We start from the raw sequence: 17,105 nt of genomic DNA, 5'->3' as shown, positions 1-17,105 counted from the left end.
TAGAGCCCGGCGACGGGCGGCGTCCAGAACGGAGGGCCGCGCCTCAGACCTTGCGCTTTCGCGCCAGCAGATGCAGGCGGGAGGCTATGTCCCGGAACGGAACCCGGGCGGCGATGGCGCGCTCCAGGCGGTACAGGTCCCCGGCCGAGTCCCTGTCTCCCCCGCCCACCGCGGTCGGCAGGTACTCGTCGACCACGCCCACGCCGTGGACCTGCTCGGTCGCCAGTCCGGCCGACCCCACCAGCGCGGTCAGCGTCGCCGTCTCGAAACGGTGGCGGACGGTGTCGCCCGGCCCCGAGACTCCGTCGGGGGTCCCCAGGATCTCCAGCGCGTCGTTGAAGTGCCCGCCGAGGGACTTCGCCAGGACGGCGGCGGCGCGATTGGCCACCAGCAGCGAGACCGACCCGCCCGGCAGCGAGACGTCGGACAGCGCCCGCAGCGCGTCCTCCGGCTCCTCCACCGACTCGAGGACGTTGTGGCACAGCACCATGTCCGCGGTGCCGTCCGCGACCAGCGTGGGCAGCTCGTCGATGTCGCCCTGCAGCGCGGTGACCTTCCCGTCGACCTCGCACTCCTCGACGCGCTGCGCCAGCGAGGCCAGGGCGTTGGCCGAGGGGTCGACGACGGTGACGGTGTGCCCCAGCTGCGCCAGCGGGACGGCGAAGGCCCCCGACCCGCCGCCTACGTCCACGATGGACAAGGCGGGGCGGCCGGTGTCCTCCCGGTAGCGGTCGATCTCCCGAGAGAGGACGGACCAGACCACCGCCGCGCGGTTGCCGGCGCTATCGCCTGCGAAGTCGAACATGGTAACCACCTTAGCGGTCGATCCGGCGCGCCAGGAGCCCGCCGTTGAAACACACGGGGACTCAGGCCTCGAGAATGCGCTCGGGCATCATCGAGATCGGCGGGGCGCCCATCGTGACGACGAGGTCCCCCGGCTCGGCCAGCTCCAGCGCCGCCGCCGGCACGTCGTCCCACTCGGGGACGAAGACCTTGGCCTCGTCGGGAAGGTCGACAGCGTCCAGCAGCGACCGCCCCGCGCCCTCGGGGATCTCCTCCCCCGGACCGAAGACCTCCATGCACACCACGGCGTCGGCCCCGGACAGCGCCCCGGCGATCTCGCCGCGGAACTCGACCGTCCGGTAGACCCGGTAGGGCAGGAAGACGACGATGAGCCGCCCCGGCGCGGCGACCTCCTTGAGCGTGGTGATCGCCTCGCGCATCGCCGTCGGGTGGTAGGCGTACTCGTCGTAGACGTGGGCGCCGTTCTTGGTGCCGCGCTTCTCGAAACGGCGGCGCACCCCGGTGAAGGACTTGATGCCCCGGGCTATCGCGTCGAAGTCGAGCCCCAGGAACAGCCCGGCGGCCACGGCGGCCCCGGAGTTGAGCGCGATATGGCGCCCGGGCATGGGAAGGGTGACCTCGCCCAGCTCCTCGCCATCGCGGGAGACGCGGTAGGTGACGCCCTCGACCGAGGAGCGGACGTCGTGGAGGCGGACGTCGGCCTCCTCGCTGCACCCGTAGGTGATGACCGTGCGGCCCCGGTCCCTGGCCCGCCGCGCCAGCGCCATGGTGCCCTCGTCGTCCGCGCAGGCGACGACGGCGCCCTCGGGGTCGGTGTTGAGGGCGAACTGGTCGAAGGCCGCCGTGAGGGCCGACATGGTGCCGTAGACGTTCAGGTGGTCGGCGTCGATGTTCGTGATGATCCCGACGTGGGGCCGGTAGCGCAGGAACGACCGGTCGGACTCGTCGGCCTCGGCGACGAAGTGCTCCCCCTTGCCGTGGGCCCCGGTGTGGGCGTCGATGATCTCGCCGCCGTTGACGTACGACGGGTCGAGTCCGGCCGAGGCGAGCATCTGTGTGACGATGGCCGTGGTCGTGGTCTTGCCGTGGGTACCGGTCACGACGACGGACTTGAGCCCGGTCATCGCCGCGGCCAGCGCCTCGGAGCGGTGGTAGACGCGCAGGCCGCGCTCGCGGGCCTCCTTGATCTCCATGTGCTCGTCGTTGATGGCGGTGGAGCGGACGACCGTGTCGACGCCGTCGAGGTTGTCCACGCTGTGCGACCGGTGCAGGCGCACGCCCTGGCGCTCCAGCTCGGGCAGGTTCGGCCAGTCGGCCAGCTCCGCGCCGGAGGTGGGGATGCCGCGCGTGGCGTACAGCCGGGTGAGGCCGTTCATGCCCACGCCGCCGACCCCGATGAGGTAGACGTTTCCCAGGTCCTCGGCGGTGATCCCCTCGTCGATGGGCGAGGTGGGCTTGTCCGGGTTCTCTGCCATGGCTATTCGTTGATCGCTTTCAGTGTGAATCGGCGCAGCGCCTCGTCGCCGTCGCGGCGCCCGAATCCGGCGGACGCCTGGGCCATCTGCTGCATTTTAGCCCGGTCGATGAGCAACGGGACGAGCTCTTCGGCCACCCAGTTGGGGGTGAGCTTCTCGTCGTCGCAGAACACCGCTCCTCCGGCGGCCACGACCGGCCCGGCCGTGCGGTACTGCTCCTTGTTCCCCCAGGGCATGGGCACGAACACCGTCGGCAGGCCGAGAGCGGTGACCTCGGCCACCGTCATCGACCCGCCGCGGCCGACCACCAGGTCGGCGGCGGCGTAGCCCAGCTCCATCTCCTTGAGGTAGGGCAGCGTCACGTAGGGCATGGGCAGGTTCGCCGGCACGTCGATCGGCTCGTCGCGGCGGGCCCCGATGATGTGGAGCACCTGGATGCCGTTGGCCGCCAGGGCGGGGGCCCCGCCGGTGAGGGCCTTGTTGATGGAGAGGGCGCCCTGGCTGCCGCCGTAGACGAAGACGGTGGTGGCGTTCGGGTCGAGGCCGAAGTGCTCGCGGGCGCGGGCGCGCATGGCGTCGCGGTCCAGCTGGGAGATCGCCGGGCGCAGCGGCACGCCGGTGACGGTGCCGTCGGCCAGGATCGGGTCGACCTGCGGCAGGTGGGGGAAGCCCAGCGCCAGGTTGTCGATGACCTTCAGACCGAGCTTGTTGGCCATCCCCGGCGGGTCGTTGAACTCGAAGATGACGCCGGGGGTCTTGCGGCGCCAGGCGGCGAGGTAGGCGGGGACGGACACATAGCCGCCGAAGCCGACCACCGCGTCGGCCCGCACCTCGTCGAGGATGCGGCGGGTGGCCTTCATCGCCTTGAGCATGCGCGGCGCGGTGAGCAGGAGGTCCTTGTTGACGCTGCGGGGCAGCTGGTGGGCGGGGATCATCCGCAGGTCGTAGCCGGCCGCGGGGATGAGGTCGCCTTCGAGGCCCTTCTCGGTGCCGAGGCAGGTGATGCGGATGTTCGGGTCGTGGCGCCGCAGGCAGTCGGCGAAGGCCAAGAGCGGGTAGATGTGTCCGCCGGTGCCGCCTCCGGCCAGGACCACGGAGTTCAGTTCGGTCACGGTGTCTGTCTCTCACTTTCCAACGCGTCTCTACTTTAGCCTCCGGGGCCTTATATTAAGCGGTGCGGCGCGGTGCCTGTGACCCGGAATAGCAGGTGTTCGCGCGGTTACCACCGCATGGACGGCCTCTGTCGCCCGATCCCCGCCTCCGCCGTCCCTTTTCCGTTCGTTCTCGCCCGGGTTCCCATGATGGAAGGGAGCTCAGGCGGGTCCAGGTGCGTGAGCGGTCACTTGCCCAAAGGCGGCAGGGGTGCCCAGAGGAGTCGCGACCAGCGGGACGGATTGCGGGCGTGCAGGACGCGGGCCGCGTCGGGCTCGGCCCGCGCGAAACCGGCGAGCATGCCGACGGCCGCCAGGATCACGACCAGCGCGGTCCCTCCGTCGGAGATGAACGGCAGCGGCACCCCCGTCATGGGGATGAGGCCGATCACGCCGCCGATGTTGATGAAGGCCTGGGCGGCGATCCAGATGGTGACGCCGGAGGCGACCAGGGAGCGGAAGCGGTTCTCGCTGCGGCGGGCTATGCGGAAGCCGGTGTAGAGGAAGACGCCGAAGAGCCCGAGGATCACCAGGCAGCCCACCACGCCCAGCTCCTCGGCGATGAGGGCGAGGATGAAGTCGTTGTGGCCGTTGGGGAGCCAGTTCCACTTCTGCCGGCTCTCCCCCAGCCCGACGCCCAGCCACCCCCCGTCGGCGATCGCGTAGTAGCCCTGGATGGCCTGGTAGCCAATGGTGTCGGAGTACTTCTCCGGGTCCACGAAGGACTGGAAGCGCTCGGTGCGGTGTCCCTGGAGGCTCACCAGGACGGCGACGGCGGCGATGCCGACCGCGGCCAGGATACCCAGGAACCGGGCGGGGACGCCCGAGGCCCACAGCAGGCCGGCGAAGATCGAGACCATGATGAGCATGGTGCCCAGGTCCTTGATGCCGACGGCGAGCATGAGGAACGCGGCCACCGGGAACAGCGGCATCGCCAGCTCCTTCCAGGAGACGATCCTGTCGTCGAGGCGGACGAGGGCGTCGGAGGCCCACAGGAGGAGCGCGAACTTGGCGATCTCCGCCGGCTGGAACTGCACCGGTCCGATATGGATCCACAGATCGTCGGTTCCGAAGGCCCCGCCCTGGATGTCGGGGAAGAAGAACAGGAAGAGGCCGAGCAGGAGCGAGAGGACCAGCAGGGGCCGTCCCAGCGAGCGGTACGTGGAGGCGGGGAGGCGCTGGGCGATCCAGAAGGCCACCAGGCCGATCAGCGCCCAGGTCGCCTGGAGGGCGATGGCGGTGTAGGGGTTGCCGTACTCGGCGTAGGCCCTGACCATGGTCGAGGAGAAGACCATCGCCAGGCCGATCGAGAGGAGGAGCGCCGCCGAGGTCAGCAGCAGGTAGTACGACGCCAGAGGCTTGGCGAGGAGAGAGCGCAGCGCCCCGGCCTCTGCCGGTGCACTGCGCGTATCGGTCTTGCTTTTCTCGGCTGTTCTGCTCTCTGCCACCGGTTCCACTCGTTCCTCCGGCGCGGGGCTAACACGAGTACGCCGCGCACCGATTCTGCGAATACTTCTCCCCGTTGAGCATAGCCGCTGAACATGTCGAAGGAGGCGGCAGCGGGAGAAAGGAGCACGGTGTCTCCCTCGCGGGCGGCCGCGCGCGCCGCCTCGGCGATCTCGCGCATGACGCTCTGCTCGGTCGAGGTGAAGAGGGTGACGGGGACGTCGGGCGCGTGGCGCACGAAGGCCTCGGCGATCTTGGCCCGGTCCTGGCCCAGGAGCAGCGCGGCCCTCATCTTCGGCCCGAAGCGCTTCACCAGGTCGGTGACGTCGACGCCCTTGAGCTGCCCGCCGGCGATCCACACCACGGACTCGTAGGCGTCCAGCGCGGCGGCCGTGGCGTGCGGGTTGGTCCCCTTGGAGTCGTCGACCCACATGACGCCGTCGCGGTCGGCGATCACGACGTTGCGGTGCGGCTCGGGACTGTAAGAGCGCAGCCCCCTGCCCATGTCCTGCGGCTCCACGCCCACCGTCGAGGCCAGCGCCGCCGCGGCGAGCGCGTTGGCGGCGTTGTGCGCGCCGGCGGGCCGGACTTCCCGGAGCGCGCAGATGCGCCGCGGAGAGCCGGTCCGATTGTCGACGAGGTAGCCGTCGAGGACGCCGAAGTCGCCGGCGCGGGGCGCGCCGAGCGTGAAGCCGACGGCGGTGCCCTCCCTGTCGCCGTAGAGCTGCGACACCAGCGGGTCGTCGCGGTTGACCACGGCGTAGTCGCCCCGCCATGCGGCGGTCTTGGCTCCGGCGTAGGCGTCGAAGCCGCCGTGCCAGTCGAGGTGGTCGGCCGCCAGGTTCAGGACGGCCCCGGCGCGCGGGGCCAGCAGGCGCGACCAGTGCAGCTGGTAGCTGGAGAGTTCGACGGCCAGGACGTCGTAGTCCCCCGCCGCCTCGGTGACCAGGGCGCGGCCGATGTTGCCCAGCGGGGCGGTCCGCTTTCCGGCGGCCTCCAGCATGGACGACAGCATGGTGGTGGTGGTCGTCTTGCCGTTGGTGCCGGTCACGACGAGCCAGGGCGCGGCCTCGGCGGGGCGCAGGCGCCAGGCGAGCTCGGGTTCGCTGTAGACCTCGATGCCGCGGTCGGCGGCGGCGAGCGCCACCGGGTGGTGGGGCGGGAAGCCCGGCGAGATGACGACCTGGTCGGCGTCGTCCAGCCAGGCGGGGTCCCATTCCCCGGTGCGGACGGTCGCGCCGTGGTCGGCGAGCGTGTCGGCCACCGGCGAGTGTTTGGAGTCGTAGACGGTGACCTCGCGTCCCGCCGCGAGCAGGGCCCGCGCGGAGGCGGCTCCGGCGATGCCGGTGCCGGCCACGAGGATCCTCTTTCCCACTGTGTCGGTCATTCGTCTCCTATCCCGCCGCGCGGAGGAAGTCGGCGAAGAAGAATCCGAGGCCCAGGGCCACTCCGATGCCGGCGATGATCCAGAAGCGGACGACGACGTTGACCTCGCTCCATCCGGCGAGTTCGAAGTGGTGGTGGATGGGCGCCATGCGGAACACCCGTTTTCGGGTGAGTTTGAACGACGTGTACTGGATCATGCTGCCCATGGTCTCGATGACGAACAGGGCGCCGATGACGGGGAGCAGGAAGATCGTCTTGGTCGCGAAGGCCATGCCGGCGATGAGGGCGCCGAGGGCGAGGGATCCGGAGTCGCCCATGAAGATCGTGGCCGGGGAGGTGTTCCACCAGAGGAATCCGAACAGTGCTCCGGCCACGGCGCCGGCCACGAGGGCGATCTCGACGGGGTCGCGGACGTCGTAGCAGAAGGAGGTGTTGGTCGGGTTCTGGTTGCCGCACCAGTGGCGGTACTGCCAGAAGCCGATGAGGAGGTAGGCGCCGAAGACCATGATGGAGGTGCCGGTGAGGAGGCCGTCGAGTCCGTCGGTGAGGTTGGCGCCGTTGCCCGCGGCGTTGACCACGAAGACGAAGAGGACGACGGTGCCGATCTGGGTCAGCGGCAGTGAGCCGATGTCCTGGGTGAAGGAGACGTAGGGGGAGAAGACCGTCTCGGTCAGTCCGCGGTCGTTGCCGGTCAGGGAGCCGGTGTAGTAGGAGGCGAAGGATCCGACGCCGGCGGCCGCGAGGGAGAGCCCGGCGATCTTGGCCTTTCCGGAGATGCCGCCGGAGTTCTTCTTGCGGATCTTCTTCCAGTCGTCGAGGAATCCGACGAAGCCGGCGAGGACGAAGATGCCGATGAGGGTGGCGCCGGTGGCGGTGACGCCGCGGGGGCGCGCGAACTCGTCGGCCTCGGGGATCATCATGAGGACGCCGTGGCCGGCGAGGAAGGCCACGCAGGCGGTGAAGATGAAGACGACGCCGCCCATGGTGGGGGTGCCGGCCTTGGCGAGGTGGGCCTGGACGCCTTCGGAGCGGATCGGCTGGCCCGCTTTGAGGCGGCGGAACAGCTTGGCCGCCAAAGGCGTCAGCACCATTGTCAGTGTGAACGCCAGGAAGGCGGCCAGGATTACGGCTCTCACTGGATCTTCTCCTCCTGAGAATCTTCTGCGGGGTACCCGGCGGGGGCTTCGGTCTGGGCGCGGAGGAAGTCGGCGACCTCCCACGTCCGGTAGCGCGATCCCTTGGCGAGGACGGCGTCGCCGGGGCGGGCCTCCTCGGCCAGGATAGCGACGGCCTCGTCCTGGGTCGCCACGTGGCGGGCTCGTTCCCCGGCCGCCCCGGCGAGCGGCTCGGTGCCCTCGCCCACGGCGATGACCCTGTCTATGGACAGTTCGACGGCGAGCGCGCCGATCTTGCGGTGTTCGTCCTCGCTGAGCTCTTCGAGGTCGGCCATGAGGCCGAGCACGGCGAAGCGGCGCCCTTCGGCCGGCAGGGCGGCGAGGCTCCGCACGGCGCCGGCCATCGAGGCGGGGTTGGCGTTGTAGGAGTCGTCGATGACGGCGATTCCGGCGGGGTTGGTGAAGACGTCCATGCGCCGTTCCGAGCGCCGCGGGGCGCCGGAGAGGGCGCGGGCGGTCTGCTCGGCGGGGATGCCGAGGGCGTGGGCGACTCCGGCCGCGGCGAGGGCGTTGGAGACCTGGTGGGCTCCCCAGACTTCGAGCTCGACGCGGGCGCTTCCGTCGGGGGCGCGGAGGGTGAAGGCGTGGCGTCCGTCGCGCGGGTCGACGTCCTCGGCGGCGATGCTCGGTTCTTCTCCGCGGCCGAAGGTGAGGACGCGGGCGTCGGTCACGTCGGCCATCGCCGCGACGCGCGGGTCGTCGGCGTTGAGGACGGCGGTGCCGGTCTCCGGGAGCGCGGCGGGCAGTTCGCTCTTGGCCTCGGCGGTCTTCTCGATGGAGCCGAATCCGTCGAGGTGGCTGATGCCCACGTTGAGGACCGCGCCGATACTGGGCGGGGCGATCTCGGTGAGGTGGCGGATGTGCCCGATGCCGCGCGCGGAGATCTCGAGGACGAGGTAGCGGGTCTCGGGGCGGACCTGGCAGACGGTGTAGGGGTGGCCCAGTTCGTTGTTGAAGTTGCCGCGGGTGGCGACCGTCGGTCCGGCCGTCTCGCACACGGCGGCGATGAGGTCCTTGGTGGAGGTCTTGCCGTTGGACCCGGTGACTCCGACGATGGCGGCGTCGGTGCGGCGCGCGGTGGCGGAGGCGAGCTTGGTGAGGGCCTCGATGCCGTCGTCCACATAGATCGCGGCGGTCGGGACCTCCTTGGTGGCGAGGGTGGCCACGGCCCCTTTGGCGGAGACGTCCTCGGCGAAGCGGTGTCCGTCGACCCGTTCGCCCTCCAGGGCGAGGAATAGGTCTCCGGCCCCGACTCGGCGCGAGTCGTGCTCGACCGCGCCGTCGACGACGACGTCGGCCAGGGCGGCGTCAGAGAGCCGGCCGCCGGTGACTGAAGCGACCTCGGCCAGGGTCATGGGGATCATGGGTGTGCTACTCCTCAGCGGTCTGTGGCGGGTATCCGGCGTCGCGCAGAGCCTCGGCCAAGAGGACGCGGTCGTCGGATTCGACGATTCCCTCCGCGGTCTCAGTGTAGGTCTCGTGTCCCTTGCCGAGCAGGGCGATCGTGTCGCCGGGACCGGCCAGGGCGACGGCTTCGCGGACGGCCGCCTCCCGCCCTGCGATGGTACGGCATTCGACGCCGGTGACCGCCGCGGCCACCTGGTCGCGGATGCGGGCGGGGTCCTCGGTGCGCGGATTGTCGTCGGTGACGATGACGATGTCGGCCCCTTCGGCCGCGGCGGCGCCCATGAGCGGGCGTTTGTGCTGGTCACGGTCGCCCCCGGCGCCGAGGACGGCGAAGACGCGTCCGGGGGTGGAGAGCTTGAGCTCCTGGAGGACGGCGGTGATGGCCTCGGGCTTGTGGGCGTAGTCGACCACTCCGCGGACGGGGGAGGCGCCGCTGACCATCTCCATGCGTCCGGGGATCCCGGTGAAGTCGGACAGGGCCGCGGCGCTGTCGGCGGGCGGGATTCCGAGGATGTCGGCCAGGGCGATGGCGAGCGCGGCGTTGTACACGTTGTGGCGCCCGGGGATCGGGAGGGCCGCTTCGGCCCGGTCGCCGAGGTGCGAGAGGGAGAAGTGCTGCGCGAAGCCCTCCACGCGAAGGTCGTGGGCGAAGTAGTCGGCGTTCTCGTCCCGCAGGGAGTAGGTGGCGACGCCGTCGGAGAGGAGGCGGCGGGCCCAGGCGTCGTCGATGTTGACGACCTCGGCCTTGGCGCGGCCGTCGAAGAGGCGCGCCTTCTGTGAGAAGTAGTCCTCGAGGTCGCGGTGGAAGTCGAGGTGGTCGGTGCCGAACATGGTGAATCCGGCGACGGCGAAGGGGGTTCCCTCGACGCGGCCGAGCGCGAGCGCGTGGCTGGAGACCTCCATGACGATGTCGGTCACGCCGCGCTCGACGGCGAAGGCGAAGAGCGCCTGCAGTTCGGGGGCCTCGGGCGTGGTGCGCTTGGACTGCACGGTGTAGTCGCCGATGCGGGTCTCCACGGTGCCGATGATGCCGGTCGTGCGCCCGGCCTTCGCGAGGAGGTGCTCGACCAGGTAGGCGGTCGAGGTCTTGCCGTTGGTGCCGGTGATGCCGATGACGTTGAGCTTCTCGCCGGGCTTGCCGTAGACGCGGCCGGCGACCGGTCCGGTCATGCCGCGCGGGTCGTCGACGGTGAGCACGGGGAGGAGGCCGCCGACGAGGTCGGCTCCGGCGGCGTCGGTGAGAACGGCGACGGCTCCGCGTTCGGCCGCCTCGGCGGTGAACTCCGCTCCGTGGCGGTTGGCGCCGGGGATGGCCGCGTAGAGGTCGCCGGGCTCTACCTGTTTGCTGGCCAGGGAGACTCCGGTGACGGAGACAGTCGCTTCGGCGGCGCCGGGAATGAGGTCGGCCAGGCCGCTCAGCGGGTACGGTTCGGTCGTCTCAGGTCGTGGAATGGATGGCACCGACCGACCATACACCGGGCCTTCGGACGCCGAACTCCGATCGGTCCAAGAGTGGTCCGAAAGGGATCGGGCGGGATGCGGCGCCGGAATGGCGCTCCGTGAGAGGCCGGTGCGATTCTCCAGAACGGAGTGGAAACGCGCCCAGCTATCGGGCGAACGCGCTGCGCTTATGGCCGGACCCCCAAAACATAGACCGTTGTTCACGTTCTAGTCTGGGTGCGAGCCGATTCTCCGTCATGTCTAGCCATAAGGATCCGCAACCCGTGACTCTGTCGAGCACTCGCAGGCAAACCCCCGTGGCCGCCATAGGAATCCTCCTCCTAGCCCTGCTCTTCCTCCCTCCCGCCGAGTCACGGGCGCAGGACTCCGGCTCGGGAGAGGGATCGATCTCCGACGAACTCTCCACCACGATCAACGAGTATCTCGAGGCCCAGGAGAAACTGACCTCGCTGAAGGAGGAGCAGAAGAGCCTCAAGGAGGAATTGAAGGACTCCGAAAAGCTCCAGAAAGAGCTCAAGAAAGAACTCGCGGAGTTCGCGGGGATAGCGCTCACCCAGTCCGACACCTACTCCGTGTCGGCCATGCTCGCCACCGGGGAGACCTCCGACATGCTGGAGGCCATGACCATGCTCGACTTTCTCGGCGAGTCCCGTGCGCGGCGGGTCGAAGAACTGGTCGCGCGGGTCCAGGAGATCGAGTCGGTCCAGGACGAGTTGGACGCCAACATCGACGAGCAGGACCGCCTCACCGCCGAGCTGGACGAGAAGCGGCGCGCCGCCGCCCGCGAGATGGCCGGTTCCAGCGGCGACAACGCGACCGGGCCGGCGCCGGGCGACTTCCGCGCCCCGATCCCGGTGTCGCGCAACCCGGACGGATCGCTGCCCTACGAGTCCTGCTCCGAGACCGACCCGACCACCACCGGCTGCCTCTCCCCGCGCGCCCTGCACGGCCTAGAGGAGTCCAAGCTGTCCGGATTCACCCGCTTCACCCGCTGCTACCGCTATGAGCCGGGCAGCGACCACTCCACGGGCCAGGCCTGCGACTACTCCGTCTCCAGCGGCGGATTCGGCGGGGTCGCCGGCGGGCAGAACAAGACGTACGGCGACAACCTGGCCGCCTGGTTCGTCCAGTACGCCGAGGAGCTGGGCGTCAAGTACGTGATCTGGTACAAGCAGTTCTGGTCCCCGGCCACCGGCTGGACCGCCTACCTCCACGGCGGCGGCGACCCCAACAGCGACCACACCAACCACGTCCACGTCTCCTGGAGATAGCCCCGGCATGAGACGCGTCATCACCCTCCGGTGCCGCGCCGCTGTGCGCTGCTACGACGCCGGAGCTGCGGATACCCTTGTGCCCGGGCGCGTTATACTGATCGCCTGACGAAGATTCCTCATCTCCTGAGAGTGTGTACGTTTAGATCATGAGTGGAAAAGAAGCCGAGCCGACCCTCCGGGGGACGGTGACCCGCCGCAGGACCCTCGCCCTGGGCATGGCGGGCCTCGCCGCCTCGGGCTTGGCAGCCTGCTCCGGCGGGGACGGAAAGATCAACTCCAAGGGCGACGGGGACAAGGAGCCGGAAGAGGAGCCGATGTACGTCCTCGGCCTCGCTCCGGCCGACGGGTCCTCCGAGGCCACCGCCGCCGCGGAGATCACCTGGGACCCCGCGAAGGGGGAGCCCAAGGAGGTCAAGCTCGCCAAGGACGGCGGCGAAGAGGTCGCCGGGGAGTTCCACCCCGACGGCACCAGCTGGATCCCCTCCCAACCGCTCGAGTGGGAGGCGACCTACACCGCGACAGTCACCGCGGAGGCCGAGGGCGAGGAGGTCACGGGCGCCACGACGTTCACCGTCATCGCCTCCCCCGAGTCCCGCGCCGAGGTGCAGGTCTACAGCCCCGACAACACGACCGTCGGCCAGGCCGCCGTGGTCTACTTCGAGTTCGTCGGCTACGGGGTCCCCGAGGAGGCCCGCAAGGCCGTGGAGCGGCGCCTCTTCGTGACCTCCGAACCGGCCCAGGAGGCCTCCTGGCACTGGATCAACGCCTCCAAGCTCGAGTACCGGCCCAAGGAGTACTGGAAGCCCGGCACCGCGGTCAGCTGGCGCCTGGCGCTCGGCGGCGTCGACTTCGGCGACGGCACCTACGGGCAGTACGACCTGTCCGGCTCCTTCACGACCGACACCGAGCTGCGCAAGATGGTCGTCGACGACAGCAACAAGAGGTTCGACTGCCAGCGCGACGGCGCCTCCGTCAACCAGTTCCCGACCTCGCTGGGCGCCAAGGAGCTCCCGGACAAGGACGGGAAGAAGATGGACACCCGCTCCTACACCGGCAACATGATCATCATGAGCCGCGAGAAGGACATCGAGTTCAGCTCCGCCGAGTTCGACTACGAGGACATCGAGATCGACTTCGGCATGCGCCTGACCTGGAACGGGCAGTACATCCACTCCGCCCCGTGGGCCAAGGACAAGCTGGGCAAGACGAACGGCTCGCACGGCTGCATCAACCTGGACACGGCCGACGCCGAGTGGGTCTACGAGTACTGCAAGTGGGGCGACCCCATCGAGGTCAAGAACACCGGGCGTTCCCTGCCGCAGGGCGACGGCGTCACGTCGTGGGACCTGTCCTGGGAGGACGTCCTGGCGGGCTCCTACCTCACCGAGTCCTAGAAGACACCGCGCAAGGGGGCCGGGACCGCGTCGATCCCGGCCCCCTTCCTATACGGAGGTGTCGAGGCCGAATCCGGCCAGGATCGAGGCCAGCTCGACCCGGTAGAACTCGTCCACCTCGTCGCGGATCGGCAGCATCTGGTGGACCTCCATGGCGATCAGCCCGAACACTCTCGTCCATCCCGACATGAACCGGTAGGACATCTCCGCCGGCACGCCCTCCCCCACGATGAACGCCCCGCACGTGCGGGCGACCTCCTCCAGGAGCGCTTCCGACATCTCGGGCATCGGCACCGGGTCGAACTCCTCCGACCGCTCGCGCCACAGCTCGCCCAGCTCGCCGCCGCACAGGCGGGCGTGCTCCATCGCCTTGAGCGCCGCCGGGGACAGTTCCTCCACGGGGTTCCGCAGGTGGGTGTGGAAGGTGTGTATCGGGCTGTGCGTGGCCCCGCCGGAGTAGAGGGTGAGCTCGAACTCGCGGGGGTTCCCGACCGCCCAGGCGCGGTAGTTCATGACCCACGCCCTCATCCGCTCGAAACGCCCCTCCCCCGCCGCTTCCATCTCCCGGCGGGCGCCCGCTATCAAGTCGTCGTATATGTCGCAGTTGAGGGCCTCGATGAGGGCCTCCAGGCTGTCGAAGTAGCGGTACAGGCCGGCCGGCGCCACGCCCAGCCGGCGCGCGATCCCGCGCAGGGTGACGCCGTGGAGGCCGTCCTCGTTCAACTGTTCGCGCGCGACCCGCTTGATGTCGGCGGTGAACTCGGCGCGCAGCCGCTCACGGCGCGAGGCGCCCTCGGAAGTGCCAGAATTCACAGGATTTCTCACGTCCGTTTCATTGCAAGAGCATTGCACTTGTGAACATCGTTCGCTAGCGTGAACACCGTTAGCTAAATGTTCACTAGTCACATCTTAGCGCCGATGGCGCTCCGCCGCGAGCGCCTAGGCCGTTCCCGACTGAGGAGCACCGCCATGTACACCCGAATCGGCCGCGCCGTCATAGCAGGGCGCTGGCTGCTCATCGCCGCCGCGCTCGGCGTCGTCGCCCTGGGCTCCACGTGGGGTCTGGGGCTTTTCGACAAGCTCACCGACGGCGGCTACTACCCTGAGGACTCGCCCCTGTCGCAGGACCAGGAGGCGGTCACCGACGCCTTCGGCTCCGTCGACGGCGACGTGGTGATCCTCTACTCCGATCCCGACCGCACCGTCGACGACCCCGGATTCGTCGCCGACGCCACCGCCGCCGTGAAGGACGTGCGGGGCCTGGACGGCGTCGACAACATCGCCTCCTACTTCGACAGAGGCGCGGAGAACCTCGTCTCCGCCGACCGCCACTCCACGATCGCCGTCGTGGGGCTCGAGGGCGACGACGTCGAGGACCGCCGCGACGTCTACGAGGCCGTGGAGGCCGACCTCCGGTCCGCCGACGGCCTGGACGTGAGGCTCGGCGGAGAGTCCGCCGTCTTCGCCGACGTCAACCGGCAGGTGCAGTCCGACCTCGTGCTCGGCGAGGCCGTCTCCATGCCGATCCTGCTGCTGATCACCCTGTTCGTCTTCGGCGCCGCCGTCGCCGCGGCCATGCCGCTGGTCATCGGAGGCCTGTCGATCCTCGGCGGGCTCTCCATCGCCCACGTCATCGCGAACTTCACCGACGTCTCGGTGTTCGCCGCCAACGTCATCACCATCATCGGCCTGGGCATGAGCGTCGACTACTCGCTGTTCGTGCTCAAGAGGTTCCGGGAGGAGCTGGCGGGCGGCGCCGGCAAGCGCGACGCGATCCTGTCCACCGTCTCGACGGCCGGGAGGACCGTGACGGTCTCGGGCGTGGTGATCATCCTGTCCATGGCCGGGCTGCTGTTCATCGACGTGCCGTACCTGCACGGCATCGCGTTCGGCGTCATGTCGGCCGTCGGCGTCGCCATGCTCGGCGCGCTGCTGGTGCTGCCGGCGATCCTCTACCTCCTCGGCCCCCGCGTGGACAAGGGCCGCCTGCGCAAGGTGAAGGCCGAGGCGGGGTCCGGATTCTGGTCCAAGGTCGGCGGCGTGGTCATGAAGCGCCCGGTCCCCGTCCTGGTCGCCGTGCTCGCCGCCATGGCCGTGCTCGCCCTGCCCGCCCTCGGGTTCAAGGGAGGCGGGGTCGACGAGCGGATGCTGCCCGCGGACGTCGAGTCCCGCCAGGTCACCGACACCATCGCCGCGGACTTCCCCGGCGGCGGCCAAGAGTCGCTCAAGGTCATGGTGGACCTGCCGGCCGAGGAGGCCGAGTCCTTCGCCGCCGAGCTGTCGGGGGTCGACGGCGTCACCGACGTGCGTTCCGTCGCCACTGCCGAGACGGAGACACTGTTCGAGGTGGTCTACGACGCCGAGCCGTTCTCCGAGGAGGCGCGCGGGATCGTTCGGGACATCCGGGCGCTGGACACCGAGTCCGCCGTCACGGGGATGCCGGCCCAGCTGGTCGACAGCTTCGCCGCCATCGAGGAGGGCCTGCCCTGGGCCGCCGGCTTCATCGTCCTGGTCACCCTGGTGGTCCTGTTCCTGGCCTTCGGGTCGATGCTCCTGCCGATCAAGGCGGTGCTCATGAACTTCGTGTCCCTGGCGGCCGCGATCGGGGCGACGCTGTGGATGTTCCAGGACGGGAACCTCTCCGGGGTCCTGGGCTTCGAGGCCTCCGGCTATGTCGACCCGTCGGCGATCCTGCTGATGGGCGTCATCCTCTTCGCCCTGTCGACCGACTACGAGGTCTTCCTGCTGTCGCGGGTGCGCGAGGAGTGGGACCGGGGCGCCGACAACCGGACGGCGGTGCTGCGGGGGATGCAGTCGACCGGGTCGATCATCACCGCCGCGGCGGCCATCCTCATCGTGGTCGTCGGCGCCTTCGGGCTGTCCGGGGTGCTGTTCATGAAGATGTTGGGCATCGGCATGGCCATCGGCATACTCTTGGACGCCACGGTGGTCCGCATGCTGCTGGTGCCCTCTACGATGAGGCTGCTGGGCCGTGCGAACTGGTGGGTTCCGCGCCCGCTGGACCGCCTGTACGCCAAGTACCAGATCAAGGAGTCCGAACCCGAGCCGGACCGCGAGCCGGCCGGAGTCCGGTAGAAGGCGCACCTCCCGTGCGGGAGGCCTGCGGGTAACGGGAAAGGGGCTCCCCGACCGGGGAGCCCCTTTCTTCCGTGTGAGTCTCGGGCCTGGGAAGGCCTCGCGGGCCGTCCGCCCGCGCGGTCTCGGGCGCCCTTCGGCGTCTTGTAGCTGTGCGTGTCCCTCGGGCCGAGCACCCGTGCGGCCTCGGTCCTCGCGGTACCCCGCTCGGGCCGTCCGCCCGCGCAACGGTCGCCGGGCCGGCGGAGCTAGACCGCCTCTTCCTCGCGGACCTTCGGGTCGGCGGCCTGCGGGTGCTCTTCGAGGATCTTCCGGTGCGCCCAGCGCTCCACGAAGAACGAGCCGATCGGAACGGTGCCGCCCAGGAGCAGGCCGACCGTCTCGGGCCAGAACTTCCATCCGGCCTGCTGCGCCAGTTGGAATCCGAGGACCAGGTAGAGCATGTAGCACAGGCCGTGGATAGGGCTGATGACCGTCGACAGGGTGTCGAAGCCCCAGACGTACTTGGCGGGGATCGCCACGAACATGAGCACGATGAGGAACGTCGACACAATGTAGGACACGATCCTGAAGCGTTTCAACTGCGCGTTCATCCGAGCGCTCTTCCTTCCTCTTCCCGGCGGACCAGGATGTCGGTCTCCCACGGCGAGCGCATCGGAGGCGGTTCGTCCTTCTCCGTGCGCTTCTTCTTCCCGCCCGGCTCTCCCTGGTTCAGCTCGATCCGCATCTGGCGGATCCACAGGAACAGGGTGAACAGGGCGAACACGGGCCATTCGAGTGCGTAACCCCAGCTGAGCGCGTTCCCGCCCTGGGCCCTGGACAGCTGCCAGTAGCCCATGCCGAAGAAGAAGGGAATCAGGATGGCAGCGAGGACGTGCAGGAAGATCCACGCCGGAGTGAACAGGCGCCTCCAGCCCTGGGGGCGGGATTCGCGGGCTGTCTTCATGCGGCCAGACTAGCAGCCGCGCCCGTCGGCGGAGTCCGCAGTGCGGTGGGCCATGTCCCCCGTTACGCTCCGCCTCCGAACCGGCCGTCA

At 69.6% G+C, this 17,105-nt stretch carries 14 protein-coding genes; 3 read left to right on the top strand and 11 right to left on the bottom strand.

The genetic code is table 11. The features are described 5' to 3' along the window. Nucleotides 1-43: 43 nt before the first annotated feature. The 8 genes from ACFTE1_RS04975 to ACFTE1_RS04940 form a co-directional block, all read right to left on the bottom strand. Nucleotides 44-805: a class I SAM-dependent methyltransferase gene (locus ACFTE1_RS04975; RefSeq protein WP_380618168.1), complete on the bottom strand. Its 762-nt coding sequence runs from the start codon at nucleotides 803-805 to the stop codon at nucleotides 44-46. A gap of 61 nt (nucleotides 806-866) precedes the next feature. Beyond that, complete coding sequence (gene murC / locus ACFTE1_RS04970; RefSeq protein WP_380618167.1) at nucleotides 867-2,279, bottom strand: UDP-N-acetylmuramate--L-alanine ligase; 1,413 nt, start codon at nucleotides 2,277-2,279, stop codon at nucleotides 867-869. Between the two features lie 2 nt (nucleotides 2,280-2,281). Beyond that, a complete protein-coding gene (locus ACFTE1_RS04965; protein ID WP_380618165.1) occupies nucleotides 2,282-3,391 on the bottom strand; it encodes a UDP-N-acetylglucosamine--N-acetylmuramyl-(pentapeptide) pyrophosphoryl-undecaprenol N-acetylglucosamine transferase in 1,110 nt (369 codons plus the stop codon). A gap of 227 nt (nucleotides 3,392-3,618) precedes the next feature. After that, complete coding sequence (locus tag ACFTE1_RS04960) at nucleotides 3,619-4,878, bottom strand: FtsW/RodA/SpoVE family cell cycle protein (RefSeq protein WP_380618164.1); 1,260 nt, start codon at nucleotides 4,876-4,878, stop codon at nucleotides 3,619-3,621. Continuing rightward, entirely contained in the window at nucleotides 4,761-6,263 is a 1,503-nt protein-coding gene (murD, locus tag ACFTE1_RS04955; RefSeq protein WP_380618162.1) for a UDP-N-acetylmuramoyl-L-alanine--D-glutamate ligase, read from the bottom strand. The genes ACFTE1_RS04960 and murD overlap by 118 nt, the downstream gene beginning before the upstream one ends. A 7-nt stretch (nucleotides 6,264-6,270) precedes the next feature. Continuing rightward, entirely contained in the window at nucleotides 6,271-7,398 is a 1,128-nt protein-coding gene (gene mraY, locus ACFTE1_RS04950; protein ID WP_380618160.1) for a phospho-N-acetylmuramoyl-pentapeptide-transferase, read from the bottom strand. Further along, nucleotides 7,395-8,801 carry a UDP-N-acetylmuramoyl-tripeptide--D-alanyl-D-alanine ligase gene (locus ACFTE1_RS04945; protein WP_380618159.1) on the bottom strand — a complete coding sequence of 469 codons (1,407 nt, stop codon included), beginning with the start codon at nucleotides 8,799-8,801 and terminating at the stop codon, nucleotides 7,395-7,397. The genes mraY and ACFTE1_RS04945 overlap by 4 nt, the downstream gene beginning before the upstream one ends. A gap of 7 nt (nucleotides 8,802-8,808) precedes the next feature. Further along, nucleotides 8,809-10,305 (bottom strand): UDP-N-acetylmuramoyl-L-alanyl-D-glutamate--2,6-diaminopimelate ligase, encoded by a 1,497-nt coding sequence (locus ACFTE1_RS04940; protein ID WP_380618157.1) that lies wholly within the window; start codon nucleotides 10,303-10,305, stop codon nucleotides 8,809-8,811. Between the two features lie 296 nt (nucleotides 10,306-10,601). On the opposite strand from ACFTE1_RS04940, the gene ACFTE1_RS04935 reads away from it, so the two are divergent. Both ACFTE1_RS04935 and ACFTE1_RS04930 read left to right on the top strand, forming a co-directional pair. Further along, the gene (locus ACFTE1_RS04935) at nucleotides 10,602-11,576 is read left to right on the top strand and encodes a coiled-coil domain-containing protein (RefSeq protein WP_380618155.1); all 975 of its coding nucleotides are present in this window, start codon (nucleotides 10,602-10,604) and stop codon (nucleotides 11,574-11,576) included. Nucleotides 11,577-11,725: 149 nt separating this feature from the next. Further along, nucleotides 11,726-12,973, top strand: a complete 1,248-nt coding sequence (locus ACFTE1_RS04930) for a L,D-transpeptidase (protein WP_380618154.1) — start codon at nucleotides 11,726-11,728, stop codon at nucleotides 12,971-12,973. 48 nt (nucleotides 12,974-13,021) lie between these two features. On the opposite strand, the gene ACFTE1_RS04925 is transcribed toward ACFTE1_RS04930, so the two are convergent. Continuing rightward, nucleotides 13,022-13,786 carry a TetR/AcrR family transcriptional regulator gene (locus tag ACFTE1_RS04925; protein WP_380618152.1) on the bottom strand — a complete coding sequence of 255 codons (765 nt, stop codon included), beginning with the start codon at nucleotides 13,784-13,786 and terminating at the stop codon, nucleotides 13,022-13,024. 156 nt (nucleotides 13,787-13,942) lie between these two features. Between ACFTE1_RS04925 and ACFTE1_RS04920 the strand changes: the two genes are divergently transcribed. Then, nucleotides 13,943-16,069 carry an MMPL family transporter gene (locus ACFTE1_RS04920; RefSeq protein ID WP_380618151.1) on the top strand — a complete coding sequence of 709 codons (2,127 nt, stop codon included), beginning with the start codon at nucleotides 13,943-13,945 and terminating at the stop codon, nucleotides 16,067-16,069. A 248-nt stretch (nucleotides 16,070-16,317) separates the two neighbouring features. Here the strand turns inward: ACFTE1_RS04920 and ACFTE1_RS04915 are convergent, their stop codons facing one another. Beyond that, nucleotides 16,318-16,662 carry a DUF3817 domain-containing protein gene (locus ACFTE1_RS04915; protein ID WP_380618150.1) on the bottom strand — a complete coding sequence of 115 codons (345 nt, stop codon included), beginning with the start codon at nucleotides 16,660-16,662 and terminating at the stop codon, nucleotides 16,318-16,320. Next, nucleotides 16,659-17,015 (bottom strand): hypothetical protein, encoded by a 357-nt coding sequence (locus ACFTE1_RS04910; protein ID WP_380618149.1) that lies wholly within the window; start codon nucleotides 17,013-17,015, stop codon nucleotides 16,659-16,661. Before ACFTE1_RS04910 ends, ACFTE1_RS04915 begins: the two co-directional genes overlap by 4 nt. Nucleotides 17,016-17,105 lie beyond the last annotated feature (90 nt).

Origin of the sequence: Salininema proteolyticum (genome assembly GCF_042685645.1) — a bacterium.
Classification (GTDB): Bacteria; Actinomycetota; Actinomycetes; order Mycobacteriales; family Micromonosporaceae; genus Salininema; species Salininema proteolyticum.
Note: the sequence above shows the minus strand (reverse complement) of the source record. Positions and strands in the feature narration are given on the sequence as shown.

Bases quoted from the DNA above. Each gene is read 5' to 3' on its own strand.
- ACFTE1_RS04975 (WP_380618168.1), bottom strand. From the start codon at position 805: ATGTTCGACTTCGCAGGCGATAGCGCCGGCAACCGCGCGGCGGTGGTC.
- murC (WP_380618167.1), bottom strand. From the start codon at position 2,279: ATGGCAGAGAACCCGGACAAGCCCACCTCGCCCATCGACGAGGGGATC.
- murD (WP_380618162.1), bottom strand. From the start codon at position 6,263: ATGACCGACACAGTGGGAAAGAGGATCCTCGTGGCCGGCACCGGCATC.
- ACFTE1_RS04945 (WP_380618159.1), bottom strand. From the start codon at position 8,801: ATGATCCCCATGACCCTGGCCGAGGTCGCTTCAGTCACCGGCGGCCGG.
- ACFTE1_RS04930 (WP_380618154.1), top strand. From the start codon at position 11,726: ATGAGTGGAAAAGAAGCCGAGCCGACCCTCCGGGGGACGGTGACCCGC.
- ACFTE1_RS04920 (WP_380618151.1), top strand. From the start codon at position 13,943: ATGTACACCCGAATCGGCCGCGCCGTCATAGCAGGGCGCTGGCTGCTC.
- ACFTE1_RS04915 (WP_380618150.1), bottom strand. From the start codon at position 16,662: ATGAACGCGCAGTTGAAACGCTTCAGGATCGTGTCCTACATTGTGTCG.
- ACFTE1_RS04910 (WP_380618149.1), bottom strand. From the start codon at position 17,015: ATGAAGACAGCCCGCGAATCCCGCCCCCAGGGCTGGAGGCGCCTGTTC.